23 protein-coding genes and 1 pseudogene are annotated in these 24,443 nt (G+C 44.1%); 18 read left to right on the top strand and 6 right to left on the bottom strand.

Annotated features, from left to right (window positions below):
• Window positions 1-9 precede the first annotated feature (9 nt).
• The 5 genes from AC4MC0_RS14220 (at window position 10) to AC4MC0_RS14200 (ending at window position 4,738) form a co-directional block, all read left to right on the top strand.
• Complete coding sequence (locus AC4MC0_RS14220; RefSeq protein ID WP_004692331.1) at window positions 10-333, top strand: proton-translocating transhydrogenase family protein; 324 nt, start codon at window positions 10-12, stop codon at window positions 331-333.
• 3 nt (window positions 334-336) lie between these two features.
• Window positions 337-1,791, top strand: coding sequence for an NAD(P)(+) transhydrogenase (Re/Si-specific) subunit beta (locus AC4MC0_RS14215; protein WP_335999759.1), 1,455 nt, complete (start codon window positions 337-339; stop codon window positions 1,789-1,791).
• A 97-nt stretch (window positions 1,792-1,888) separates the two neighbouring features.
• Complete coding sequence (locus tag AC4MC0_RS14210) at window positions 1,889-2,590, top strand: XAC2610-related protein (protein WP_335999757.1); 702 nt, start codon at window positions 1,889-1,891, stop codon at window positions 2,588-2,590.
• A 185-nt stretch (window positions 2,591-2,775) separates the two neighbouring features.
• Complete coding sequence (locus tag AC4MC0_RS14205) at window positions 2,776-4,113, top strand: ammonium transporter (protein ID WP_335999755.1); 1,338 nt, start codon at window positions 2,776-2,778, stop codon at window positions 4,111-4,113.
• A gap of 16 nt (window positions 4,114-4,129) precedes the next feature.
• Entirely contained in the window at window positions 4,130-4,738 is a 609-nt protein-coding gene (locus AC4MC0_RS14200) for a hypothetical protein (protein WP_005400768.1), read from the top strand.
• 47 nt (window positions 4,739-4,785) lie between these two features.
• Here the strand turns inward: AC4MC0_RS14200 and rsfS are convergent, their stop codons facing one another.
• The 5 genes from rsfS to AC4MC0_RS14175 all read right to left on the bottom strand — a co-directional run bounded on the left by rsfS (window position 4,786) and on the right by AC4MC0_RS14175 (window position 10,701).
• Window positions 4,786-5,190 (bottom strand): ribosome silencing factor, encoded by a 405-nt coding sequence (gene rsfS, locus AC4MC0_RS14195; RefSeq protein WP_004692321.1) that lies wholly within the window; start codon window positions 5,188-5,190, stop codon window positions 4,786-4,788.
• 75 nt (window positions 5,191-5,265) lie between these two features.
• The gene (locus AC4MC0_RS14190) at window positions 5,266-6,060 is read right to left on the bottom strand and encodes a hydroxypyruvate isomerase family protein (RefSeq protein WP_335999752.1); all 795 of its coding nucleotides are present in this window, start codon (window positions 6,058-6,060) and stop codon (window positions 5,266-5,268) included.
• A 15-nt stretch (window positions 6,061-6,075) separates the two neighbouring features.
• A complete protein-coding gene (locus AC4MC0_RS14185) occupies window positions 6,076-6,951 on the bottom strand; it encodes an NAD(P)-dependent oxidoreductase (protein WP_279697380.1) in 876 nt (291 codons plus the stop codon).
• 34 nt (window positions 6,952-6,985) lie between these two features.
• Window positions 6,986-7,774 carry a crotonase/enoyl-CoA hydratase family protein gene (locus tag AC4MC0_RS14180; protein ID WP_058868952.1) on the bottom strand — a complete coding sequence of 263 codons (789 nt, stop codon included), beginning with the start codon at window positions 7,772-7,774 and terminating at the stop codon, window positions 6,986-6,988.
• A 113-nt stretch (window positions 7,775-7,887) separates the two neighbouring features.
• A complete protein-coding gene (locus AC4MC0_RS14175) occupies window positions 7,888-10,701 on the bottom strand; it encodes a GacS-like sensor histidine kinase (protein ID WP_491887134.1) in 2,814 nt (937 codons plus the stop codon).
• Window positions 10,702-10,854: 153 nt separating this feature from the next.
• On the opposite strand from AC4MC0_RS14175, the gene cysM reads away from it, so the two are divergent.
• From cysM to AC4MC0_RS14155, 4 genes are read left to right on the top strand one after another with little or no spacing between them, the layout of a single operon-like run.
• Window positions 10,855-11,784, top strand: a complete 930-nt coding sequence (gene cysM, locus AC4MC0_RS14170; protein WP_004692314.1) for a cysteine synthase CysM — start codon at window positions 10,855-10,857, stop codon at window positions 11,782-11,784.
• 22 nt (window positions 11,785-11,806) lie between these two features.
• Window positions 11,807-12,628, top strand: coding sequence for a 3'-5' exonuclease (locus tag AC4MC0_RS14165; RefSeq protein ID WP_335999746.1), 822 nt, complete (start codon window positions 11,807-11,809; stop codon window positions 12,626-12,628).
• A gap of 6 nt (window positions 12,629-12,634) precedes the next feature.
• Window positions 12,635-14,023 carry a 23S rRNA (uracil(1939)-C(5))-methyltransferase RlmD gene (gene rlmD, locus AC4MC0_RS14160; protein WP_335999744.1) on the top strand — a complete coding sequence of 463 codons (1,389 nt, stop codon included), beginning with the start codon at window positions 12,635-12,637 and terminating at the stop codon, window positions 14,021-14,023.
• Window positions 14,024-14,056: 33 nt separating this feature from the next.
• Window positions 14,057-16,363, top strand: a complete 2,307-nt coding sequence (locus tag AC4MC0_RS14155; RefSeq protein WP_004979149.1) for a RelA/SpoT family protein — start codon at window positions 14,057-14,059, stop codon at window positions 16,361-16,363.
• A gap of 39 nt (window positions 16,364-16,402) precedes the next feature.
• Here the strand turns inward: AC4MC0_RS14155 and AC4MC0_RS14150 are convergent.
• Window positions 16,403-17,170, bottom strand: a pseudogene (locus AC4MC0_RS14150) (SDR family oxidoreductase).
• A gap of 90 nt (window positions 17,171-17,260) precedes the next feature.
• On the opposite strand from AC4MC0_RS14150, the gene AC4MC0_RS14145 reads away from it, so the two are divergent.
• From AC4MC0_RS14145 to AC4MC0_RS14105, 9 genes are all read left to right on the top strand, one after another.
• Window positions 17,261-18,193: an IS5-like element ISAba12 family transposase gene (locus AC4MC0_RS14145; RefSeq protein WP_063454701.1), complete on the top strand. Its 933-nt coding sequence runs from the start codon at window positions 17,261-17,263 to the stop codon at window positions 18,191-18,193.
• 143 nt (window positions 18,194-18,336) lie between these two features.
• Entirely contained in the window at window positions 18,337-19,098 is a 762-nt protein-coding gene (mazG, locus tag AC4MC0_RS14140; protein WP_010325929.1) for a nucleoside triphosphate pyrophosphohydrolase, read from the top strand.
• Window positions 19,099-19,116: 18 nt separating this feature from the next.
• Window positions 19,117-19,515 (top strand): ComEA family DNA-binding protein, encoded by a 399-nt coding sequence (locus AC4MC0_RS14135; protein ID WP_058868958.1) that lies wholly within the window; start codon window positions 19,117-19,119, stop codon window positions 19,513-19,515.
• Between the two features lie 137 nt (window positions 19,516-19,652).
• On the top strand, window positions 19,653-21,122 hold the full coding sequence (gene pcnB / locus AC4MC0_RS14130) for a polynucleotide adenylyltransferase PcnB (protein ID WP_058868959.1): 1,470 nt from the start codon (window positions 19,653-19,655) through the stop codon (window positions 21,120-21,122).
• The gene (gene folK, locus AC4MC0_RS14125) at window positions 21,119-21,607 is read left to right on the top strand and encodes a 2-amino-4-hydroxy-6-hydroxymethyldihydropteridine diphosphokinase (RefSeq protein ID WP_004692303.1); all 489 of its coding nucleotides are present in this window, start codon (window positions 21,119-21,121) and stop codon (window positions 21,605-21,607) included. Before pcnB ends, folK begins: the two co-directional genes overlap by 4 nt.
• A 36-nt stretch (window positions 21,608-21,643) precedes the next feature.
• Window positions 21,644-22,453, top strand: coding sequence for a 3-methyl-2-oxobutanoate hydroxymethyltransferase (panB, locus tag AC4MC0_RS14120; RefSeq protein WP_004692301.1), 810 nt, complete (start codon window positions 21,644-21,646; stop codon window positions 22,451-22,453).
• Between the two features lie 3 nt (window positions 22,454-22,456).
• Window positions 22,457-23,299, top strand: a complete 843-nt coding sequence (panC, locus tag AC4MC0_RS14115) for a pantoate--beta-alanine ligase (protein WP_058868960.1) — start codon at window positions 22,457-22,459, stop codon at window positions 23,297-23,299.
• Between the two features lie 26 nt (window positions 23,300-23,325).
• Window positions 23,326-24,177 carry an RNase adapter RapZ gene (gene rapZ / locus AC4MC0_RS14110; protein WP_004692298.1) on the top strand — a complete coding sequence of 284 codons (852 nt, stop codon included), beginning with the start codon at window positions 23,326-23,328 and terminating at the stop codon, window positions 24,175-24,177.
• Entirely contained in the window at window positions 24,174-24,443 is a 270-nt protein-coding gene (locus tag AC4MC0_RS14105) for an HPr family phosphocarrier protein (protein WP_058868961.1), read from the top strand. Before rapZ ends, AC4MC0_RS14105 begins: the two co-directional genes overlap by 4 nt.

Here is a 24,443-nt window from a genome sequence, read left to right as displayed (position 1 = left end):
AGATAGATCATGGTTGAAACAATTACAATTTTCGTCCTTGCCATCTTTGTAGGCTACTACGTCGTGTGGGGCGTTACGCCTGCACTACATACACCGCTTATGGCAGTAACCAATGCGTTGTCATCGATCATCGTGGTGGGTGCAATGATTCAAACGGTGGGAATTCCTGCAATTGGTGTTGATGCGAATGTTGCATTCCAAAGTGTCAATGTGGTGAGCATCTTAGGTGCGATTGCGGTGTTCTTAGCAAGTATCAATATTTTCGGTGGCTTCGCAGTAACAGCGCGTATGCTTGAAATGTTCAAGCCAAAGCAAAAGAAAAAAGAGGGCTAATATATGGAATTCATTCGAGACTATGCGGATTGGTTCTACCTGATTGGTGCTGTCCTCTTTATCTTAACTTTACGTGGTTTGTCTGGCCCGAAGACGGCTATTCAAGGTAACCGTTACGGCATGATCGCAATGGCGATTGCTGTAGTGACCACCTTCTTTGTGGCAGATCATCCTGTGATTTGGATGATTGGCGGTGCGATGGTGCTGGGTGCGATTGTGGGTATTGCCCGTGCGCGTACTGTACCTATGACACAAATGCCTGAAACGGTCGCATTGATGCACTCTTTGGTGGGTCTGGCTGCGGTATTAATTGCAATTGCGGCAATTCTACATAATAACCAACTGACTGTATTATTTGCACAAAATGAAGCTGCATTAACTGCTGCGGGTGTGCAACATGCACACATGAGCAAGGTTCATTTATTTGAATTGTTCGTGGGCTGTTTCGTCGGTGCGATTACCTTTACAGCGTCTGTATTTGCTTATGGTAAATTGGCTGCAAAAAAATGGGCGAAAACCATTTCTGGTGCATGGGTTAAACCTGTACAAGCGCTGATTTTCCTTGCAATGTTGGCATGTGGTGTGTACTTCTTCACAACAGGTAACATGAATGCATTCTGGGCTATGACTGCACTGGCACTTGCATTCGGTTGGGTGTGGATTGCACCAGTCGGCGGCGGTGATATGCCTGTGGTGGTATCGCTATTGAACTCCTTCTCTGGTTGGGCAGCAGCAGGTATTGGTTTCACACTTGAAAACAATATGTTAATCGTTGCGGGTTCACTGGTGGGTTCCTCAGGTGCGATTCTGTCTTACATCATGTGTAAAGCCATGAACCGTTCAATCATCAACGTTTTGTTTGGTGGTGCAATGGGCGGTACAGCGGTAGCTTCTGCAGACAAAGGCGAACAAGCACAGCGTAACCATCGTTCTGGTTCAGCAGATGACGCAGGCTTCTTGATGTCAAATGCAGACAGCGTTGTGATCGTACCAGGTTATGGTATGGCGCAAGGTCGTGCACAAAATGCGGTGAAAGAACTGTGTGAAATCTTGAAAGAACAAGGTGTAAAAGTACGCTTTGCCATTCACCCAGTTGCAGGTCGTATGCCGGGTCACATGAACGTACTTTTGGCTGAAGCAGATGTAGCTTATGAAGACATCTTAGAGATGGATGAGATTAACTCAGACTTCCCTGCAACAGATGTGGTGCTTGTGATTGGTGCGAATGACGTGGTCAACCCTGCGGCGAAAGATGATCCTACATCTCCAATCTATGGTATGCCAATTCTTGAAGCACATAAAGCACGTACCATTATGGTCATCAAACGTTCTATGGCGACAGGTTATGCAGGTCTAGACAACGATTTGTTCTATAACGAAAAAACCATGATGATCTTCGGTGATGCGAAGAAAGTGGTTGAAGATATGACCAAAGCAATCAATGGTGGTGGACACTAATCCTCCTCCTAGAGTGTATAAAGACCACCTTCGGGTGGTTTTTTTATGTTTGCAGCTTTTGCTAAGATGATGTTTAACTTTTCAATAAGAAAACAAGATGAACATAAATCAGATCTGGTTTCAGGTGCTGCTGATATTTGGTGTGTGCGTTTTTAGTCAAGCTACTCAGGCTCAGGTCTTTGAAATAAAAAATGCATCGAAACGCTATGATGTAAAAATGACGACGAACTGCACGGACAGTAGCTGTGATGGACAAGCCAATATTGATTTTTACCTAAAAGGGACAACACAGCACTTTCAGCATTTTTCCTCGGCTGAATTGACGATGGATTTGGACGAAACTTACAAACCGTCTGTCAATGTGGTGCAGCTTTATGGTGAGCAAAGCGCATTAATTTTTGCTGACTTTAACTTTGACGGGAGTGAGGATGTAGCCATCCGTAATGGTAACTATGATGCCTATGGTGGACCAACCTATGATGTTTATGTCTTTCATCAAACCAAAAATAAATTTGTTCTGAGTGAGGAGCTATCGGCCTTAACCCATGAAAATTTGGGCATGTTTGAGGTCGATCCAAAACAGAAAAGAATCTTAACCTTCAATAAAAGTGGATGTTGTTATCACATCCGTTCGGAATATATTGTGATTCCTAAACATGGTTTGAGTTTAGTCAAAGAGTTTATTGAAGATGCAACAGTCCAAGCGGGAAAGGTTAAAGTGACAGAGCGAACGCTGAATCGTGGTCGATGGATAGAGAAGGTTCACTATTATGCTGTGGATGAGTACTATAAAAACTAAAAGTTATGTTTTATCAATTGGCTTATAAATTCATTTTGACTTCTTGTATGGTGTATCGTTTTTTCACCTTGTTTAAATCGCTCCGTTTATATTGGCGGGCATGGATCATGATTAAATATCCGTAATGTGTTGAAACACTGGCATTGATTTTGCAATTGAAATGAATAATCTTTGGGGGATTATTCATGAAAAAAATAAAATACTTACTCTTCTTTGTGTGCTGTATTGCTTTACCCAGTTTTGCTGCAGAGCCCCTGCCAACACAGGCTCAAAATATTCAAGAGATTCGCCTCTCGCTTGACAGTGTCTGGGTGGTGCTGGGTGGCATCTTGGTGTTTTTTATGCAAGCAGGTTTTGCCCTGATTGAAAGTGGTTCGGTGCGCTCTAAAAATACCATTAATGTACTCATGAAAAACTATATGGATGCCTGTTTAGGGGGCTTGGTGTTTTGGTTGATTGGCTTTGGTTTGATGTTTGGTGTCAATTCGAGTGGTTGGATAGGAACCTCACACTTTGCACCCAATGCCATGGATGACTGGCACTGGAACCTCTTGTTCTTTCAAATGATGTTTGCGGCCACCGCCACGACGATTGCCAGTGGGGCGATGGCTGAGCGGATTCACTTTGTGGCGTATATCGTGAGTGCTGCGGTGGTCAGTGGTTTGATCTACCCGATTTTTGGTGCATGGGCTTGGGGGAGCTTATTTGATGGCGAGGGTTGGCTAAAAGCCATGGGTTTCATTGACTTTGCAGGTTCAACGGTGGTGCATTCGATTGGTGGATGGGTGGCTTTAGCCGGAATTATTGTGTTGGGGTCTCGTTTAGGGCGGTTTGGGCGTAATGGACAGGTCCATTATTTGGCAGGACATAATTTACCGTTGGTGGCGCTAGGCGGTTTTGTTCTATGGCTGGCATGGTTTGGTTTTAATGCGGCCTCTACTGTAAAGGCGGATGTGAGTATTGGGCGGATTGCCTTGAATACACATTTGGCGGCGTGTGCTTCGGCAGTTGCCTATATGGTTTATACCCTAATACGTGGTAAAGCAATTTTAATGCGCGGCACCATTAATGCCTCCTTGGGTGGGCTGGTTGCAATTACGGCGGGCTGTGCAACCATGAGTCCACTGTATGCCATCATCAGTGGGGCGGTTGCAGGTGTACTGGTCAGTATTTTACCAGTGGTGATGGAAAAACTCCGCTTGGATGATGTGGTCGATGCGGTGACTGTGCATGGTTTTTGTGGAGCATGGGGCACATTGGCTGCGGGGTTGTTTTTTGAAAACCAAATGTTTAATGCGGGGATCATTGCGGTACAAGGCTTGGGTATTTTAACAGCCTTTGCTTGGGGTTTTGGTGTGGCGTTGATCGTCTTTAAAGTTTTAGACGTCGTGCTTGGTGGTTTGCGGGTGAGTAAACAACATGAACAACGTGGCTTGGACTATACCGAACATGCAGAACTGTCTTATCCCGAGTTTCAGCGTGATGTGACGTTTGAAACTGATGATATGACCAAACGTCATTAATGAAAGAGGATAGCTCATGTCGACCGAAACATTAACTATTTTACAAAAACGCCAAGCGATCGAACGTGGATTGAGTCAGTACTTACAAGGAACACTTTTAGAGCAAGTATTGAATCACTGGGAAGCGAAATATGGTGATCAACCCTCCTTTGTCCTGAATCGTTTTTTGAGTGAAATTTGCACCACAGAGGAATTACGTTACTTCCGAAAAGACATGCTCAAAAATGTCTTGGCAGAGATGGCCCAAGTTGAAAAACAAGTGTTGTTGAACCCATCTGCAAAAGCATCGAAAAGTGAACAAGGGGGAGCAGTGTTACTCGATGCATTGACGTTTTTTATGCAAAATATCTGTCAAGCAGTCAAAGCCGTTGATGTGCAGGAGTTTGAGCGTGAGGTGAAAACGCAGCTAGGCGCTTTATCCATTGTGGTCGATAAGTATCAGGCCTTGAATGATCGAGCAGTACTCGAAGCTTTGCCCATGACTCAATATGCGCAGGTCTTGACAGTCTGTTATGAAAATTATTGTGAATTTTATGGTCCAGCAAAAGCAGATCAACTCTATGCCCATGTGAAGCGCCAAGTGAAAGAGCGTTACCCAATGGTCGATATGCATCGCTTAATTTAAAGAAAATTAGACATAAAAAAAGCGACCTTCAGGTCGCTCTTTTCATATTAGGCTACAGTTTCTTCTGGGGCTGCACGCCAAAGGCTTTCTAAGTCGTAGAAACGACGTGCTGTTGGCAACATCACGTGCACAACAACAAAGCCAAGATCAATCAAGATCCATTCTGCATCACGTTCGCCTTCGACACCGAGAGGGCGGAAGCCTGCTTTACGTGCTTCTTCAGCAACGTTATCAGCAAGTGCTTTGATGTGACGCGTTGATGTACCGCTTGCAATCACAATTGCATCAGCGACGTTGCTGATTAGGCTGACATCAATCGCTAAAATATCTTTTGCTTTTACATCTTCAAGGGCTTCATGTACAACTTTTAAGCAAGCTTGTACGTCGGCAGCTTGGGTATTCATTGCGAAATCGTGAGAATTAGAAGCGCTGGGCGATGGTTCTAAATTCATAAAGGGAATTTTTCCGGACAATAACTCATCTTATAATATAGCGTTTTTAGGCGAAAATTTCAAATCCGCAATGGTTCAACTTTGAGGATGTGCAGCAAAGTATTTTGCCTTCCATGCAAAGGACTGAGTTGAAACAGTTTTTGGTCGATATTCCGCCGCAATAAAACCGTCATAACTGCTGTGTTGTAGCCATTCAAAAATATTTGCATACATAATTTGTGCAGTATCTGGTTCATGCCGTCCCGGACAGTCTGCAAATTGGATATGACCAATATCTTGAATATTTTCTTGTAGCCCTTGCAACACATCTTCACCCATCATGGCCATGTGATAGCAGTCGTATTGCATTTTAAGCGCAGGGTGTTGTACTGCTTCTAGCATTTCCTGTGCTTGGGCAATATTTTGTACTAAGAAGCGTGGCATATCTGTGCCGTTGATCATTTCAAATACAGGCTGAATGTCATGTTCACTGAACATATGGCAGGCCAGTTTCAGGTTTTTGGACAATGTATTTAAACAGGGCAGTAGGTCGGCATCTAGGGGTTGTTTGCCAGCAAGGATATTCACACTTGGCACTTTGAGTGCGCTGGCATATTGCACTGCTAACTGAAGAGCGTGATGAAACTCTAGCTCTTTGCCGGGGACACCTGCGAGTCCATTTCCACCAGTCATTAAGTCGCCCGCTGGAACGTTAATCAGGCAGAGGCTTAAGTCATGAAGCCTAAGCTGAGTTTGAATTTGTTCAATGCTGAGTTCGTAGGGAAATTGGATTTCCACATGTTTAAAGCCAGCGGTTTGAGCCAAAGCAAAACGCTCAAGTAGCGGCACTTCGGTAAAAATCATGGATAAATTTACAGCAAGTTTGGTCATGATTTTCTCCTAATTTTATTTGGCTTTTTGTTCTACTTGTAATATGACTGAGGTAAGATCAGCTTCAGCATAGCCTTGTTGTTGGTGTGCTTGCAATTGCTGAAGTGCTCGCGCTGCAACAGGAATGTCGAGTTGGTGCTGCGCAGCAAGCTGCACAGCATTGTTCAAGTCTTTAGACAGGGTTTGAACTTTCCACTGTACGGGCTCAAACAGGTGAGTCGCCATACGTGGACTTAAAATTTGAAAGGGTTTCGAATCGGCAAAACCGCCTGCAAGCGCAGGTGCAAGTAAGCGAGTGTCCACGCCAGCTTTGGCTGCTAAAGCAACTGCTTCTGCAATCAGAGTGCTATTTGCTGCCACAATCAGTTGATTACAAATTTTGGTGGCTTGTCCTGTTCCAATGTCGCCCATACAGGTGACACGTTGCGACAAGATATTATAAATCAAAGACAAGTCTTGAATCGTCTGTGCATCGCCACCAGCAAAGATGACCAGCGTACCTTGTTCCGCACCGATAGTTCCCCCTGAAACAGGTGAGTCGATCCATTGCACCTGTTTTTGTTCGGCACGTGCTGCAAGGCTCAGGGTTTGCTCCACCGAAAGACTGGAAAAGTCGATAATCACTTGCTTCGCCGTCAAAAACGGTTCGATTTGTTCATAAACGCTGAGTGCAGCTTTGTCGTCGGCTAAACATGTTAGGACTATAGGATATTCAGCAATATTCTGTAGTGCTAAGTCTGTCGCCCCCAAATCAATGAGGGCATCGCAGGCACTGCGGGTACGGTTCCATACAGCGACTTCGAAACCTGCTTGAAGTAAGCGGGTGGCCATACGGCTTCCCATGAGTCCCATACCGAGAAATGCAATTTTAGTGTGTCGATCGAAACTCATGGGACCCCCTTTGATTGTCAGTGATTAAATACTGTTATTTATATTGGCGTGGTAGATACTGCGCGTCGGGTTGTTTATCTTTCTTACGTGCGATTTGGCTATTTTTACCTAACAGTAATTTGAGCTGCCAAATTTTTTCCAAACGTAAGGATTTTTTAGGCTCATGCTGCATGGCATCCAGCACATATTTTGAGGCCATGAGCGCATCTGGTGAGCGTTGTAACATTTCTTCTGCAATGGCTTGGGCTTTAGCAAGCGGTGATTCATCAAGATGTGTGACTAAGCCAATTTCTTTGGCATAAGTTGCATCGAAAATACGCGCTGTAAGCGTTAACTCTTTGGCAAGATCTAGTCCTATTAGACCTTTCAAAGAACGCGTCAGTCCCATATCAGGAACCAGTCCCCAACGGCTTTCCATAATCGACATTTTGGTTGCAGGGTGTGCGACACGAATGTCTGCCGCTAAAGCCAGTTGCATACCAGCGCCAAAGCAAAATCCTTCAATCGCGGCAATCACAGGAACAGGCAGTTCTTGCCAAATTAGGAATGCTTTTTGAAATAAGCTTTGTCCAGGTTTGATTAGTTCCCATGCGGCATAGGCGCGATTTTTCGGATTGTTCAAATCGGCAAGATCAATGCCTGCACTAAAGACTTGAGCTTCACCAGTGAGGATGACACAACGAATGCTGCGGTCTTTTTTAATTTTTTCAGCAGTTTTAACCAATTCGCGCAACAGGTCGAAACTCATCGCATTGCGTTTGTCTGGGCGGTTAAGTGAAACAGTGGCAATGCCGTTTTTGTTTTCAATGCGAAGTAAAGCCATGATGAGAACTCTTATTTTTTGCTCGCACGGAGCATAGCATAGCTCTCGTACGGATAAATGACACCAAGAGTCACGTCACAACTTGTCTTAGGTGCCATGCTCTTTTGAATGTTTTATGGGCTATGTTTGATTAAAATTTGCTGTGCCGCATGTTGTACTTGTTCAATCACGACTTTGAGTTCATTGAAACGCTTTATGGTTTCTTGAACAAACTGTTCATCAGCTTTACGACGTTCTTTACGTAAGGTTGAAACAAACTGTTCAAATGTCCCTGTTGCTTCTTGTAAGTTGGGTACACCGACATAGCGTGTTGCACCATACAGGCGGTGTAGCACATGCTCCAATTGTGGGAAATCTTCCATTTCAATCAATTGCTTCATTTCATGCAACTCAGTATCAAAACTGTCCATTAACATACGCAATAAGTCGACTGCTAAGTCTTCTTTATTGGCGGCCAACTGTAAGCTTTGCTGCCAGTCGAGTACCTTCGGATCGAGTGCTTCAATCACGATGGCTTTTTCAACGGGTGAGCCTTTGTTGAAACGATCAGTGGTCCAATGGGTCAGGATTTGAATAATCTGATCAATTTGAATTGGTTTGGTGACATAGTCGTCCATGCCGACTTGCAGTAGTTTTTGTTTTTCATCCGCCAATGCATGTGCGGTGAGGGCAATAATAGGCAAACGCTTATGGTTTTCAATGGTTGACTCCAGCGCACGAATGGCACGTGTGGTATCGACCCCCGACATGACAGGCATTTGAATATCCATAAATACCAAATCAAAAGCTTTGCTGTCGTGTTCAGCACGCTCTTGTAAAATCTCTAAGGCTTGTTGACCGCTTAAAGCTTTTGTTGTCTTGACATTCAATTCGCCCAGCAGGGCTTCAAGGACAATCAGGTTAGGGAGATGGTCATCCACCGCTAAAATATGTAAGCCTTGACCATTGAAGGACTCCATTTTATCTTCTTCAAATAGCGGTTGATTGCTGAGTAATTGAATCAAAGCACTCCGACTGAGCGGTTGGTATAATGGTCGTGCGCGATACTCATTCAGCGTGGTCAAATCAAGTGACATCTGATAACCATAAACCGCAAGGTTACCGCTATAACGCTGACGAATTTCTTTTAATAAGGCTTCGGTATCACCACTGTGGTCAACAATCAACCATGTGTTTTCCACATCTTGAGGCAGTCTGTTGAGGTGACTGAACAAGTCTAAAATTGAACTCGATTCGATGTGCTCCACAGCATAGTCTTCAAGATAATGACGCAGAATATTGGCCGTTGCAGGATGTGCCAAATACGAAACCACTTGCATGTCGCTAAACTGAGGATGCTCAACGTACTCATCTTCTTCATTGACCATAAACATGGCTGTAAACCAGAAGGTGGAACCTTTTTCGGTGGGCGCGCGTTCTTGGTTGTCCTCAAATCCAATTTGCCCCTGCATCAAATGCACTAGCTGTTTGGAAATCGCTAAGCCTAGACCTGTACCGCCAAATTGGCGCGTGACCGAAGCATCACCTTGCGAGAAAGACTCAAACAGTTTTTTGCGGTCGGTTCCACTGAGTCCGATGCCGCTGTCTTGTACACTAAAGTGCAATAGGCACTGTCCAATATCATCTTGTTCCATTCTTGCGCGGACGATGATCTCGCCATCAGGAGTAAACTTAATGGCATTGGAAATCAGGTTGGTTAAAATTTGTTTGAAGCGTAGGGCATCTCCAACCACATGCTTTGGCACATTGTCGGCATAGTAAAAGGCCATATCGATATGCTTTTGTGCAGCAAGAGGAGACAGCATATCCATAACATCAAAAATTGCTTCTTCTAGATCAAAAGTTGCAGTATCGAGTTCTAGTTTACCTGCATCAATTTTTGAAAAATCTAAAACATCATTAATCAGTGCCAGTAAGTGTGCAGATGATTTTCGGATAGTTTGTAAATAAAGATTTTGATCATTATTGAGGTTGTCTTGACGCAGTAAGAGGTGAATAAAACCATCAATACTGTTCAGTGGTGTGCGCAGTTCATGGCTGATATTGGCCAAGAACACTGACTTGGACTGACTTGCTGAAATGGCTTGGTCACGCGCTTGACGATAGGTGATGTTTTGCACTTCTAAAGTGTCAAGGGTTCGACGTAAATCGTCTTCCGTCTGCTCAGTGTGTTCTTTCAATTCTAAAAAACTAAAATGCAGGCGTTTCACCACATTGGCAATATCGCGTTGTAGTAAGCGTAATTCACCGGTACTGTTAATCAGCATGTGTTGATCGAGGGTGTCGGCATTTAAACGTTGTAGCTGCATGCGAATTTCATACATCGGCGCAATCCAGCGTCGCGAGTAGAAATTTAAACAGAGTAAAAGTAGTAATAGTGTCAACAGACCTGTCGCAATCAACACGATCAACACGCGATAACGAGCAATTTGTAAGGGCTGGTTATCTAATTCAACCACCAACTGCGCAGGTGTGCCTGTAAATTGGTTGATGGGCAAACCATATACCGTATTGCCTTTAAAATTCATTGGGCCAAAAAAATCAGTATTTTTTTTCAGCGCTGGCCATGGCGCTTGGTCTTGGTAGCCAATGCTGAGTTTGTTATTGCCTTTGTCATCAATAATTGCGGCACGAATCAGATGTTTTTCATCTAACATCTTTTGCATCAAATAACGTGCATTTTCATACTGCCAAGGGGAGGCATTCACCAAATTGATCGCCGCTTCTGCATCTACTTGATAACGCGTTAAAATCGCTATCGCCATTTGTCGCTGTTGGGCTTTGGCGGCATTCGAGGTTTCGGTAATAACCAGTAATGCACCTACACAGGCCAAAATCATAATCGGCACGAAAATAAGTGCAATGAGCTGTCCATAAGCATGGTTTAAGTGCAGACGATTAAATAACTTTTTATTGATATTTGACATGGTGCAAGTGATTTATTCCCTATGCTTTGAAGTGTAGCACGCTTTATAAAAAATCGATGGTGCTTTAATCACTTTCACGAAAAAGCACGCTAAATGGGTGCAGGGACAGGCATTTTTCCATACAATAGGCGCACCTCGATCAAGGTAAAAAGAATGAGTACTACATCCACTGATTTTCAAGCAGACGAATTTTTGTTAGATCACTATGTTGGAAAAACTCCACTGGTGCGTTTACAGCGTCTGGCAAGTCACACTCAAGCAACAGTATTGGCAAAGTTAGAAGGCAACAACCCCGCAGGTTCTGTCAAAGACCGTCCCGCGTATAACATGATTATGCAAGCGGAAAAGCGAGGGCAAATCCAGCCGGGCGATACCTTGATTGAGGCGACTAGTGGAAATACCGGCATTGCATTGGCGATGGTTGCTGCGATGCGTGGCTATCAGATGAAACTGATTATGCCCAACAACATGAGTCAAGAACGTAAAGATGCAATGCGTGCTTATGGCGCGGAACTGATTGAAGTGACCAAAGAACAGGGCATGGAAGGTGCACGTGATTTGGCTTTGCAAATGCAAGAAGAAGGTAAAGGGCACGTACTCAACCAGTTTGGTAATCCTGATAATGTTGAAGCACATTATTTAACGACTGGGCCTGAACTTTGGCAGCAAACAGGTGGCAAAATCACTCACTTTGTAAGTTCAATGGGCACTACAGGTACCATTATGGGGGTCTCTAAATATCTCAAAGAGATGAACCCCGACATTCAAATTATTGGCCTACAGCCATCGGATGGTTCAAGTATTGCTGGGATTCGCCGTTGGCCTGAAGAATATTTACCAACGATTTTTGACCGCAGTCGGATTGATCAGATTATTGATATTCCGCAAATTGAAGCGGAAAGAACCATGCGTAAATTGGCGCAAAAAGAAGGGATTAGCGCAGGAACTTCTTCAGGTGGTGCGGTGTGGGCATCAATTAAAATTGCTGAAGAAAACCCCGGTGCTGTCATTGCGTGCATTATTTGTGACCGTGGTGACCGTTATTTATCGACGGGTCTTTTCTCTGTGGTTGATCCTGAATAAAACAAAAAATAGAGTCTTAGATATGCGCTTACCTGTTCTCACCTTTGATATTGAAACCATGACTGATTTGAGATCGGGGGCGCATTTATATGGTTTAGATTTGCCTGAGGCTGATTTGGAGGCGGCACTGACCAAATTGCGTCGCCAAGAATCAGGCATGGATTTTCAGCGTTTGGCTTTGCATGAAATTGTGTGTATTTCAGGCTTGTGGCTGGATGACCAAGGCCAGATGAAACTCTTTTCGTTTAGCCGTGAACAGTATTCGGAAGCAGAAATCCTCAGTAAGTTTTTATCCATATTTGATAAGCGCTTACCAACTTTAGTGAGTTGGAATGGCGCTCAGTTTGACTTACCTGTAATCATGCTTCGCGCTATGTATCATGGTTTAACTGCACCTGCTTTGTTCGATCAGGGCGAAATTGACACACAAAAGCGCTATAATAACTATCAGAACCGTTATCATCAGCGTCACATCGATCTGATGGATGTGATGGCAATGTTTAATGGACGTCATTTCCAAAAGCTAGATGATGTTGCTCATTTATTGGGGTATCCCGGTAAACGAGGCGATGGGGCTTATCATGTACCCGAATATGTTCGGGCGCAGGAATGGCTCAAACTCACCAGTTATTGTGAAGGTGATGTGCTAAATACATGGTTGGTGTATTTGCGTTGGCTCTTGCTCAAAGGGCAATTGCTCGCTCAAGACCATCGTCATTTTATCGATCAAACCATCCAGTTTTTACAGGCTCAACCGCAGCATCAAGACTTTTTGTCGGTGTGGCGTGAGACCTCACAGCAGACGGCCTTTACCGCTGCCGATTTTTCTCCTTCCAATCTTTAGGTACACATGAAACATAGAGCCAAACCTCGTCCAACTCAACAGCCCAGTTATATTTTTCAGGTTGAGTCACTTTCGCATGAAGGACGCGGCATTGCGCACTATGGTTCGCATCCAGACCATCCTGCAGACAAGCAGGGTAAAAAAGTCTTTATTAGCTATGCATTGCCGGGTGAAACGGTTAAAGCGCAGATTACCCATGCGGTAAAGCGTTTAGAGGAAGCCGATGCTGTCCAACTCCTTAGTAAAGCCTCTGCTTTTCGGGTTGAACCGAAGTGCCCGCATTTTAAAAGCTGTGGTGGCTGTAATATGCAGCATATTCATCCCGATGAACAAATTCGCTTAAAGCAAGATGTGCTTAAATCGCATTTGCAGCATTTTGCGGGGATTCAACCTGAACAATGGTTGCCGCCTTTGCGCTCTTTACGTGAAGACTACCGTCGTAAAGCACGCATTGGGGTACGTTATTTGCCACATAAAGACCAATTGGTCGTGGGTTTTCGCGAGCGCCAAACCAATAAACTGACTTCAATTGATCGTTGTTTGGTGTTAGATCAAGCGTTTGGTTCAATCACACGCTTGAAGCAGTTACTCCAAAGTCTAACAGCCAAAGCGGCCATTGGTCATATAGAATTAGCGATGGGGGACAGTGATATTGCCCTTACGGTACGACATACTGAAAAATTAAACCCAGAGGATGTCAACCGATTAAAACAATTTGCGTTAGACAAAGGGTGGCAGTTGTATTTACAAGCTGCGGGCCCAGAAAGTTTAAAGCGTGTCGATGATGAACATGCAGAGATGCGTTTACATTATCGTTTAAATGATTTTGATGTGGAATTTGGATTTAACCCACATGACTTTACTCAAGTAAACTCAACCATTAACCCGCAAATGGTGAAATTGGCATGTGACTTGCTAGATTTAAAACAAGGAGAACGTGTTCTCGATTTGTTCTGTGGTCTAGGAAATTTCTCTTTGCCTTTGGCTCGATGCGTGGGAGCAACAGGACAAGTGGTTGGTGTTGAAGGTAGTGAAGAAATGGTTCAACGTGGTGCAGAAAATGCGGAACGTAATGCTCTTGGCCAGTTGAAGTTCTTTTCACAAGATTTAACAAAAGATTTCTCGCATCATTCTTGGGCAAATCAAGGATTTGATGCATTATTGATAGATCCTCCACGTGCAGGCGCAGAGGAAATAATGCATTATATGCCTAACTTTGGTGCAAAAAGAATCGTTTACGTGTCGTGTAATCCAGCGACACTCGCAAGGGATGCGGGGCTGTTGGTACAGCAGGGTTATCGATTAGTCAAAGCTGGTGTGATGGACATGTTTACCCACACAGGTCACGTTGAGTCGATAGCATTGTTTGAAAAAGATAATGAGATAAACGATTAAAGAATATGAAGCGTAAAAGTGTAGGAGAAGGGTATGGTCACAGTACGTGAGCAACTACCTGGGCGACTCAATGAGTTGTCTCAGGAGGCGACTGTAGAGCATGCCGAACAAGCTCAACATGATTTGGCTGAATGGTTAGATCGTGTTCGAAGCATATTAGATGATGCGAAGCTTGAGCAACTCGAAGAAGTTGCCAATTTGACTTTACAAAAAGAGTTAGAAACCACGGTTAATCATCGTTCCAATACCTTTTATACCGGTATTGAAATGGCGGATATTCTGGCCCATTTACATGTCGATGAAGACACCTTGGCTGCTGCGATGCTCTATCGTGGTGTACGCGAAGGCGTGATTCCATTGGCGGAAGTACAAGAGCATTTTGGCGAACAAGTGCATGCACTGGTCAAAGGCACTTTGGCTATGGGTAAGTTGTCTGACCTCATCGAGCAGAATAAACGCCTCGAAGATCACTTTAATAACAATCAGCGCGAGCACTTAAACGGCATTTATAAAATGTTGATTTCAGTGACGGAAGACGTGCGCGTTGTACTGATCAAATTGGCTGAGCGAACTTATGCACTGCGTGAATTGGCGACTTCATCTAAAGAACGTCAAGAGCGTGTAGCACGAGAAATCTTAACCATTTACTCACCTCTGGCACACCGTTTAGGGATTGCGCAGTTAAAGTGGGAACTGGAAGATTTAGCCTTTCGCTATTTAGCACCCGATCGCTATAAAGAAATTGCGACGCTGCTGAATGAAAAGCGACTGGAGCGTGAGCAATATATTCAGTTTGTGATTGATACATTGCGTGCATCTTTGAACGAGCATGGCATTGAAGCTGAAATTAGCGGCAGGGTAAAACACATTTATTCGATTTATCGAAAAATGAAAAGTAAGAACCTGAGCTTCGATCAGCTCTATGACATTCGTGCCGTTCGGGTCTTGGTTAAAACCGTACCTGAGTGCTATCACTCGTTGGGGATCGTGCACCAAATTTGGCGGCATATTCCGCATCAGTTTGATGACTATATTACCAATCCGAAAGCCAATGGTTACCGCTCACTGCATACGGCTGTGATTGCGGAAAATAAGTCACTGGAAGTTCAGATTCGTACCAAGAGCATGCATGAAGAAGCAGAACTTGGGGTGTGTTCGCACTTTAACTATAAAGAGGGTGGTAAGAATACCGATCGCTCTTTTAACCATCGTTTACATTCATTGCGTGCAGTACTTGAACACTATCAAGAGCGCAATGATGCGAATGTACATAAGTCTGATGAAGACTCTGAAAATTTTGAGCAAATTCAAGATTTTGAGGATTTTGAGAAGATTTATGTGTTTAGCCGTGATGGCGATATTAAAGAGCTACCACGTGGTTCGACCGTACTCGACTTTGCTTATCATGTGCATACTCAAGTCGGTAATAAGTGTTATGCCGCACGGGTGAATCAGCGTTATGTTCCGCTAACTTATACCTTAAAAACGGGTGAGCAAGTTGAGATTTTAACCAAGAAAGACCGTGAGCCAAACCGTGATTGGTTGGTGAACTCTTTAGGTTATATCAAGACGGCACGTGCGCGTGACAAGCTGCGTCATTGGTTTAGACAACAAGACCGCAGCAAAAACTTGGAAGTGGGCCGTGACCTGCTCAACAAAGAACTTTCACGTTTGGCAATTCACCCAAAAAGTATTGATTTGAATGATTACTGCAATCATTTCAATGTCAAAGCGGGTGAAGATATTCTGATTGCACTGGTCAATGGTGACATTAGTCTGCATGCCTTGATCAATCAGGTGAACCGCCATATGCATTTGGATCAGGACGAACCTGAACTGGTGCTGAAGCCGACGTTGAATCCACGTGCTAGTCATACCTTGTCAGCGCATGGCATTCTGATTGATGGTTTAGATAACGTTGAGCTGCATGTGGCGCAGTGTTGTCAGCCTGTGCATGGTGAGTCAATTGCGGGTTATATCACCTTGAACCGTGGGGTGAGCATCCATAAAGTGGCGTGTCCTGACTACTTACGCATGATTCAAAATGAACCTGAACGTGCAGTAGAAGCCGACTGGGAAATGCAGCCAACGCGTGGTCAGAGTGTGCAAATTGTGGTGGAAGCTTATGATCGCCGTGGTTTGCTTAAAGATTTGACCCAAGTGATTTTCTCCGATCAAATCAATATTCGTCAGGTCAACACCATCTCTGAAGCAGACGGTATTGCCAATATGAAATTGTTGATTGAAGTTAAAGGTTTATCACAATTATCAAAACTGTTGGCGCGGTTAGAGCAACAACCAGGCATTATTAGTGCGCGTCGTTTGGTGCAAGGTAACTAAGCGAATTGAAAAGAAAGAGCCTGCAATTGCAGGCTCTTTTTATTTGGAAAGGTACAAATTGGTCAGGCGATTCAGAAATTGAGGACTGATTTTACTCAGTTGAAATAAAAGCTTGGCTTTGGCGCCCACGGCTTGATGCGTTGCAGTGAGTGCCGTATCTTTTGCAACAGCCCTTTGAAAAACGTGTTGCGCTACATCTTCTGCAGTTAAGTGTACCCCCATGTTTTGAATACTCTTCGCTTGCATATCCTGCACCATGGCAGTTTGTACAAATAGCGGCATGACATCTAATACGCGAATGCCATATTTCTGCCATTCGGTATCTAAGCCTTCGGTGATGCCGCGTACCGCAAACTTACTGGCAGAGTACGAGACCAAATCAGCTTAACCATAGATGGCTGAGGCTGAAGAAAGGTTGATGATGCGGGCAAAATTCGCTTGTTTGAGGTAGGGCAATGCAGCGTGACAGCCATTCAGTACACCATTAACATTGATCGAGATAGTTTTGTGATGTGCGCTGATCTCTGTGTGTTCAAAAGGCCCTGAGAATAGAATTCCTGCATTATTGACCAAAACATTGAGCTCGCCCGCCCATGCGACAAACTCGGCTAAAGCAGTTTGCCAATCTTGATAGTTGGAAACATCGAGCTGTCCTGCTTTGGCATTTGGGCCGAGGCTAGCTGCCAGCTGTTCGGCTTGAGCGCTATTGATGTCATAAATCCCGACTTTATAGTGATGTGCATAAAATAAGCGGGCGATGGCTGCACCAATACCTTGGGCTGCACCGCTAATCAAAATACTGCGCATTGAAATGGCTCCTTGTTGCTCTTTTTCTTGATGTTAGGCTTTGTTGCACAAACATATCTGTAAAGGCTTTTTCAGCGATATAATTTTCAAATGAAGAAGCCTACACACAAAATCTACCGCACAACCAATTGGCCCGCATATAACCGAGCACTCATGAGTCGCGGAAATATTGCCATTTGGTTTGATCCTGCTACGCAATGGTATGCGCCATCAAAAGGCAAACAAGGGCGAAATCAAACCTACTCCGACGCAGCCATCCAATGCTGCTTAATGATTAAATCCTTATTCCGTCTGTCTTTACGTATGGTCACTGGCTTTGTGCAAAGTCTGATTAAACTTTGCGGATTAAATTGGATAGCTCCAGATTACACCACGCTTTGTAGAAGACAAAAGCATATTGATATTGTAATCAGCTACCAAAAAAGTAGCGATGGGCTGCATCTACTCATGGACTCTACAGGCATGAAGTTTCTAGGTGAGGGCGAATGGAAACGCAAGAAACATGGACCTGAATATCGTCGCCAATGGCGTAAACTTCATATTGGTATAGATGCTAAAACCCTACAAATACGAGCAGTTCAGCTTACAACCAATAATGTCAGTGATTCACAGGTGCTTGGTGATTTACTTAATCAGATTCCACAAGATGAGCAGATTAACTCTGTTTATACCGATGGAGCTTATGACACCAAGCAATGCCGTCAGGTCATTGCAGATCGGCAAGCGCATGCGGTGATTCCACCTAGAAAAAATGCGAAACCATGGAAAGATACAAAGAGTAGCTCGCTAGAGCGAAATGAATTACTTCGAACAATTAAACGTTTAGGCAGGACACTATGGAAAAAATGGTCAGGCTATCATCGTCGAAGTTTGGTTGAAACTAAGATGCATTGCATCAAATTATTAGGAGATAAACTCAGTGCAAGGAGTTTTGATAGCCAAGTGAATGAGATCCATGCACGTGTAGCAGTCCTTAACAGATTTACGGAATTAGGTCGACCACTTACCCAAGTTACGCCTTAAATTTGGCTCAATTAGGGGTGCTTTGCATTTCAAATCTTTGTGCAACAAAGCCTTGATGTTATTGTTGTGATTGGATTGAGCATAACAAATGAATGCCGTCATAATGTAATTTTTATCAATATGATTTTTGAAGAGAGATAAACATGGAACAATTGCTGAACGTGATGCGTGAATTACGTGAAAAATGTCCATGGGATCAACAACAAACCCCAGAAAGTTTAACCCGCTATGCCATTGAAGAGGCTTATGAAGTTGAAGCCGCTGTGCGTTCAGGTAAAGCTGATGAGGTGCGCGATGAGTTGGGGGATTTACTGCTACAGGTGGTGTTCCAGTCACAGATGTATGCCGAGCAAGGGGCTTTTAATTTTCAAGATGTGGTTCATGCCATCACAGAAAAACTGATTCGTCGTCATCCCCATGTCTTTCAAGCACAGCAGTTTTCAGCTTTGTCTGCCGAAGATGTAGGCGAGCTTTGGAAGCAAATTAAACAACAGGAAAAACAAGGTAAGGCACAGTCACGATTAGACAGCATCAAGCATGGCCCAGCCTTACAACAAGCGGAACAGATTCAAAAAAATGCAGCACGGATCGGTTTTGACTTTCCAGATGTAGCAGGTGCTTATACCAAGCTTGAAGAAGAATTAGCTGAATTGAAACATGCGGTTCAACAGCAAAATTCCGATGAAATAGCAGATGAATTTGGCGATTGTTTATTTTCAATGATCAATGTTGGACGTAAACTGGGCGTCTCAAGCGAAATGTCGCTTTTGAGTACGATTCATAAATTTCGCACTCGTTTTGCTTTCATTGAAGATCAAGCTTTGCAACAACAAAAAAAGATTGAGCAGATGTCTTTAGAAGAAATGGATCAACTGTGGGAGCAAGCCAAATTACAACTGAAATAATAAAAATGGTGGCTTGAATTGATAAAAATAAAAGTAAGTTTGTTGATCATTGCGTTGTTATTACTGAGTTTGTTGGCTTGGGTGCCCAGTAGTTATGCACAGTCTTTTGATCAGAACTATCTGAACTGGAAAGCAGAGCAGCAGGCCTGGGATGATCGTATTCAGGCCCCCAAGAGCGCGAAACGTTCAGTGTCTCTTGTTCAGGCCCAACCTGTGTCGGGCGCAAATAAAATTAGTTTAAATCAAGCCAGTGTCGATCAACTACAGCAACTTCAGGGCGTGGGTCTAAAAAAGGCCCAAGCAATTGTGGCCTATCGCCAGAAACAAGGGCCATTTAAGACCATAGATGAACTACAACAGGTGCGCGGGATTGGACCGGCAATTTTTGCAAAAAATAAAACTCGTTTGGGCTTGTGAAAAAAGCGGTGTCATTTATTGGTGAATTGATCAGAATCCTGCTTTGCTTTCGATAATCAAATTGCCCTTTGATTGTGTTAGATATATGATTAGCGTCATCTTAGAATTTTACGTTTAGGCGTAGGAGACAGCGGCTTTTGCAAACTTTGCGCGCGTCAAAATGTGGTTTATCAACCGCTCAATTACCTTCTTACATTTTAGATGTGATCGATGCATTAACTAAGGCAGGCTATGAAGCGTATATCGTCGGTGGCGGTGTCCGCGACATGATGCTTGGCCTAAATCCCAAAGATTTTGATGCAGTGACCAATGCAACACCGTCACAGGTAAAAGAAGTTTTCGGACGACGTTGCCGTATTATCGGACGCCGTTTTGAGTTGGCTCATGTCTATTCAGGTCGTGAGTTGGTTGAAGTGGCAACTTTCCGTGCACCGCCGAAGAAAGAAGTCACCTCTGCACAAGGCATGATTTTGCGTGATAACAATTGGGGTACGATAGAGCAAGACTTTGCCCGCCGCGACTTTTCAATTAATGCGATGTACTATCAGCCACGTAAGGGTGTTGTCTTGGATTTCTGTCATGCTGTGGATGACATTAAAAATAAAACCTTACGTCTACTAGGCGATGCAAAAACACGTTTTGAAGAAGATCCTGTGCGAATGCTGCGAACTTTACGTTTTGCTGCAAAATTAGGTTTCTCAATTGATCAGCAAATTCTCGACGTTTTCACCTTGGAAATGACACAGTTGCTGCGTGATGTATCGCCGCACCGTTTATATGATGAATCTCAGAAGCTGTTCACGATGGGGCATTTAAATCGTGTGCTGCCAATGTTGATCGATTTCGGCATTTGGAAGCAGTTATTTGCAGATATCCAACCGAATATCACCCCATTTATTGAACGTGCTGCTAAAAATACCGATCAGCGTATTCAAGTGGGCAAAACCATTAACCCTGCATTTTTCTATGCGGTGTTGTTATGGAAGCCGTTCTTAGAGCGTTGTGAGTTTTATAGCAGTAAAGGTGTGGTTGCGGCTGAAGCGCGTGCACAAGCGGGACTTGATGTATTAAAACGCCAAGCCACGCGGACTATTATTCCGCGCTTTGCCGAAACCTTTATTCGTGAAGTGTGGGAAATGCAAACGCGTTTACTCAACCCGAAAGCACAGCAAATTCAAGCCTTATCTAGCCATGCACGTTTCCGTGCAGGCTTTGACTTCTTGTTGCTTCGCGAAAAATCCGGTGATGAGGGTACGCTCGGCATGGGACAGTGGTGGGACGCCTATCAGTTGATGAGCACCGATGAAAAAGAACGTGCCATCAGCCAATATAACCGCCAACGTGCAAAATCACGTCGCAGTGGTAAAGCAAGTGCTGAAGAAGCGGCGATTGCCAAAACGGTAAGTCATGAAATTGAGCCTTTGGTGCAAGAGCAAGAATCACGCAGTCGCCGTGCACGTAAACCGAAGCAACACGCTGAAGCCCGTACCCCGACTGGTAAGGGAACAGGTCACAGCTCAACCGAGATTGGTGTAGACCACCCAATTTTAAAACGTAAACGTGTTCAGCGTGATTTAAGCAGCGTGATTTTTGGGCCGACACAATGAGCATCGTCACGTACATTGGTCTAGGTAGTAACTTAGGCGACTCTAAAGTGATTTTGACTGAAGCGGTGCACAAGTTGGCTAGTCTTGGCGATGTGAAGATCTCCAAGCTGTATCAAAGCCCACCGATGGGGCCGCAAGACCAACCCAATTATTTAAATGCCGTGGTGCAACTCAGCACAAACTTGGCACCGTTGGCTTTGCTGGATGAGCTGCAACGTTTTGAACAAGAGTCGGGACGTGTACGTTTACGCCATTGGGGTGAACGTACTTTAGATTTAGATTTACTGATCTATGCAGAAGAGAAAATTCAGCATGAACGCTTAACTGTGCCACATGTCGGTGTGATGGAGCGTGATTTTGTGTTGATTCCATTGCTGGATTTAGACCCCAATTTACACATTGATGGTATTGCGTTGAAACAGTTGCCTGTTGTACAACAACCCACGTTGAGCGTGCTGGATGCAGGCAATTGGGCAGAGATTTAATTTAGCCGAGCTAAAGATGTTGAAAGGAATAGTTTGATGATTAGTTTAAATGACTTAAGAAAATTTAAAGCAGAAGGTCGCAAATTTTCCTGCCTGACTTGCTATGATGCAAGTATGGCAAAGGCAATGGAACTTGCTGAAATTGATACCATTTTAATTGGCGATTCACTCGGTATGGCCATTCAAGGTCGTGATTCCACTTTGCCTGTTACAGTTGAAGATATGGCTTACCATACCGCAGCTGTACGCCGTGGTAACCAGCATGCCTTGATCATGACTGACTTACCTTTTATGAGCTATGCCACCTTAAATGATGCTTTGCAAAGCTCAAAAGTAGTGATGCAAGCGGGCGCGCAAATGGTCAAAGTCGAAGGTGGAGCATGGCTGGCTGAAACGGTTCAGGTTTTGACACGCAACGGTATTCCTGTATGTGTACACTTAGGTTTAACCCCACAGTCTGTACATGTGTTTGGTGGCTATAAATTACAAGCACGCACACGTGAAGCGGCAGACCAATTAATTGCGGACTGCCAAGCGGTGGTTGATGCGGGTGCTGCGGTGCTGTTATTAGAGTGTGTGCCTGCGCAGCTCGGGAAAGAAATTAGTGAGTTGTTCCCACATGTACCTGTCATTGGCATTGGCGCAGGTGTGGATACCGATGGTCAAGTCTTGGTGGTACAAGACATGCTTGGACTGACTTTTGGTCGTGTTGCAAAATTTGTGCGTAACTTTATGAAAGAACAAGCAGGGGAAACGGCGATTTTGGATGCGTTCAAGGCATACCATGCAGCGGTGCTTGATAGCTCATTCCCTGCAAAAGAACAAACATTCCAAGTCGAGCTGTAAAACATGAAAACTGAAACCACGATCCAAGGCCTCTCAGCATCATTGAACCCTGCGCGAACGGCTCGAAAAAGTATTGGTTTCGTCCCGACCATGGGCAACTTGCATCAGGGGCATTTGAACCTTGTGCGCGAAGCGAAAAAACTCTGTGATGTGGTTGTAGTTAGTATTTTTGTGAATCCGATTCAATTTGGACCCAATGAAGATTTTGACAGTTACCCACGCACCTTGGAACAAGATCAGCGCTTGTTGGCCGAGGTTGGTTGTGACATCGTGTTTGCACCATCGGTTGAGCAAATGTATGGCAACAGTCCACGTTTGACCAATATTACTGTTTCAGATATCACCAATGATTTGTGTGGTCTACAACGCCCAGGGCATTTTGATGGTGTCGCCGTTGTGGTGACGAAACTGTTCAATATTGTGCAACCCACTTTTGCTTTCTTTGGTGAAAAAGACTATCAACAGTTGGCTGTGATTCGTCAATTTGTTCGTGATTTGAATATGCCGCTTGAAGTGATGGGTGTGGCAATTGCACGTGCAGAAGATGGTTTGGCTTTAAGTTCACGTAATGGTTATTTAAGCGAAGAAAACCGTCAAAAGGCACCGGCCATTTATCAAAGTTTAAAAGCGGCAGAACAGTCGCTGCAAACTGGTACCGCTTTAGCTGATGTGTTAGCAAATATAAAGGCGACATTGACACAGGCTGGTTTTGTTGTGGATTATGTGGAAGCACGCACACCTGCATTGCAGAAATTGGATGCGTTTGACCAAGATGTGGTGCTTTTTGTTGCGGCAAAACTCGGGGCAACTCGTTTAATTGATAACTTGAAAGTGAAACATATTTAGGCAAGCTCACCTCTCAAAGGATTAAGATGAAGCGCATTTTAATTGTTACAGGACAGTCTGGTTCGGGTAAATCCTCTGCATTACAAGTATTGGAAGACCTCGGTTATTACTGTATTGATAATTTGCCTTTGGCCTTACTTCCAGAGATTGTGGCTAAACTGGATCGAGAAAATAACCTTGAGCAGTTGGCGCTTGGTGTGGATGTACGCAGTACACGTGCAGATTTGCAAGAGTTCGACTTGGTGTTTGAACAATTGCAAAGGCATGGTACGGTCGATATTATTTATTTGACCACGCGTGACCAAGAACTAATTGCGCGCTTTAGTGCTTCACGTCGTCCGCATCCGTTGGCGACACGCTTTCAAAGTTTGAATCAGTGCATTCAAGAAGAGAAAACCCTTTTATTGCCGATTAATTTGCGCTCAACTGTGCATATTGATACCACCGATAAAAGTGTGCATGACTTAAAGCATACCTTGCTGTCAAAGTTGGGGCAGTCGGATAACCTGATTTTGATTTTGCAGTCTTTCGGCTTTAAACATGGTATTCCGTTAGATGCTGACTATGTGTTTGATGTTCGACATTTACCCAATCCCCATTGGGATTTAGAACTGCGGAAGTATTCTGGACTGGATGCCCCTGTGCAAAAATTTTTGGAACAAAGTGAGCAAACCCACGAAATGTTCCAAGATATTTATAAATTTTTAGATAAATGGTTACCAGCTTTTGCTGAAGGGCATCGTCACTATATGACCGTGTCAATTGGTTGTACGGGTGGGCAGCATCGCTCTGTATATATTGTGGATAGACTAAAAAAAGCCCTTGAGGCAAAATGGTCTATTCAGGTCCTCCATCGAGAAATGAAGCACTGGGCATGATTGACACAACTGTTGACGTAATTAATAAACTAGGGTTACATGCGCGTGCATCTGGCAAGCTCATTGAAGTGACCACCAAATTCCGTTCTTCAATCCAAATTGGAAAAGGAGACAAATTGGTGGATGCCAAAAATATTATGTCCCTCCTGATGCTAGGCGCAGGAAAGGGCACCACTTTACGCTTGGTGCTTGAAGGCGCAGATGAAGAACAAGCTTTATCTGAGATTCAGACACTATTTGCAGCAAAATTTTACGAGGCAGATTAA

It is taken from the genome of Acinetobacter sp. CAU_H_S139_7, assembly GCF_058599305.1.
The sequence above is the reverse complement of the archived record's forward strand: the minus strand, read 5'-3'. Positions and strand labels throughout refer to the sequence as shown.

Coding starts and splice junctions, on each gene's coding strand:
- AC4MC0_RS14220 (WP_004692331.1), top strand. CDS start 10: ATGGTTGAAACAATTACAATTTTCGTCCTTGCCATCTTTGTAGGCTAC.
- AC4MC0_RS14215 (WP_335999759.1), top strand. CDS start 337: ATGGAATTCATTCGAGACTATGCGGATTGGTTCTACCTGATTGGTGCT.
- AC4MC0_RS14210 (WP_335999757.1), top strand. CDS start 1,889: ATGAACATAAATCAGATCTGGTTTCAGGTGCTGCTGATATTTGGTGTG.
- AC4MC0_RS14205 (WP_335999755.1), top strand. CDS start 2,776: ATGAAAAAAATAAAATACTTACTCTTCTTTGTGTGCTGTATTGCTTTA.
- AC4MC0_RS14200 (WP_005400768.1), top strand. CDS start 4,130: ATGTCGACCGAAACATTAACTATTTTACAAAAACGCCAAGCGATCGAA.
- rsfS (WP_004692321.1), bottom strand. CDS start 5,190: ATGAATTTAGAACCATCGCCCAGCGCTTCTAATTCTCACGATTTCGCA.
- AC4MC0_RS14190 (WP_335999752.1), bottom strand. CDS start 6,060: ATGACCAAACTTGCTGTAAATTTATCCATGATTTTTACCGAAGTGCCG.
- AC4MC0_RS14185 (WP_279697380.1), bottom strand. CDS start 6,951: ATGAGTTTCGATCGACACACTAAAATTGCATTTCTCGGTATGGGACTC.
- AC4MC0_RS14180 (WP_058868952.1), bottom strand. CDS start 7,774: ATGGCTTTACTTCGCATTGAAAACAAAAACGGCATTGCCACTGTTTCA.
- AC4MC0_RS14175 (WP_491887134.1), bottom strand. CDS start 10,701: ATGTCAAATATCAATAAAAAGTTATTTAATCGTCTGCACTTAAACCAT.
- cysM (WP_004692314.1), top strand. CDS start 10,855: ATGAGTACTACATCCACTGATTTTCAAGCAGACGAATTTTTGTTAGAT.
- AC4MC0_RS14165 (WP_335999746.1), top strand. CDS start 11,807: ATGCGCTTACCTGTTCTCACCTTTGATATTGAAACCATGACTGATTTG.
- rlmD (WP_335999744.1), top strand. CDS start 12,635: ATGAAACATAGAGCCAAACCTCGTCCAACTCAACAGCCCAGTTATATT.
- AC4MC0_RS14155 (WP_004979149.1), top strand. CDS start 14,057: ATGGTCACAGTACGTGAGCAACTACCTGGGCGACTCAATGAGTTGTCT.
- AC4MC0_RS14145 (WP_063454701.1), top strand. CDS start 17,261: ATGAAGAAGCCTACACACAAAATCTACCGCACAACCAATTGGCCCGCA.
- mazG (WP_010325929.1), top strand. CDS start 18,337: ATGGAACAATTGCTGAACGTGATGCGTGAATTACGTGAAAAATGTCCA.
- folK (WP_004692303.1), top strand. CDS start 21,119: ATGAGCATCGTCACGTACATTGGTCTAGGTAGTAACTTAGGCGACTCT.
- panB (WP_004692301.1), top strand. CDS start 21,644: ATGATTAGTTTAAATGACTTAAGAAAATTTAAAGCAGAAGGTCGCAAA.
- panC (WP_058868960.1), top strand. CDS start 22,457: ATGAAAACTGAAACCACGATCCAAGGCCTCTCAGCATCATTGAACCCT.
- rapZ (WP_004692298.1), top strand. CDS start 23,326: ATGAAGCGCATTTTAATTGTTACAGGACAGTCTGGTTCGGGTAAATCC.
- AC4MC0_RS14105 (WP_058868961.1), top strand. CDS start 24,174: ATGATTGACACAACTGTTGACGTAATTAATAAACTAGGGTTACATGCG.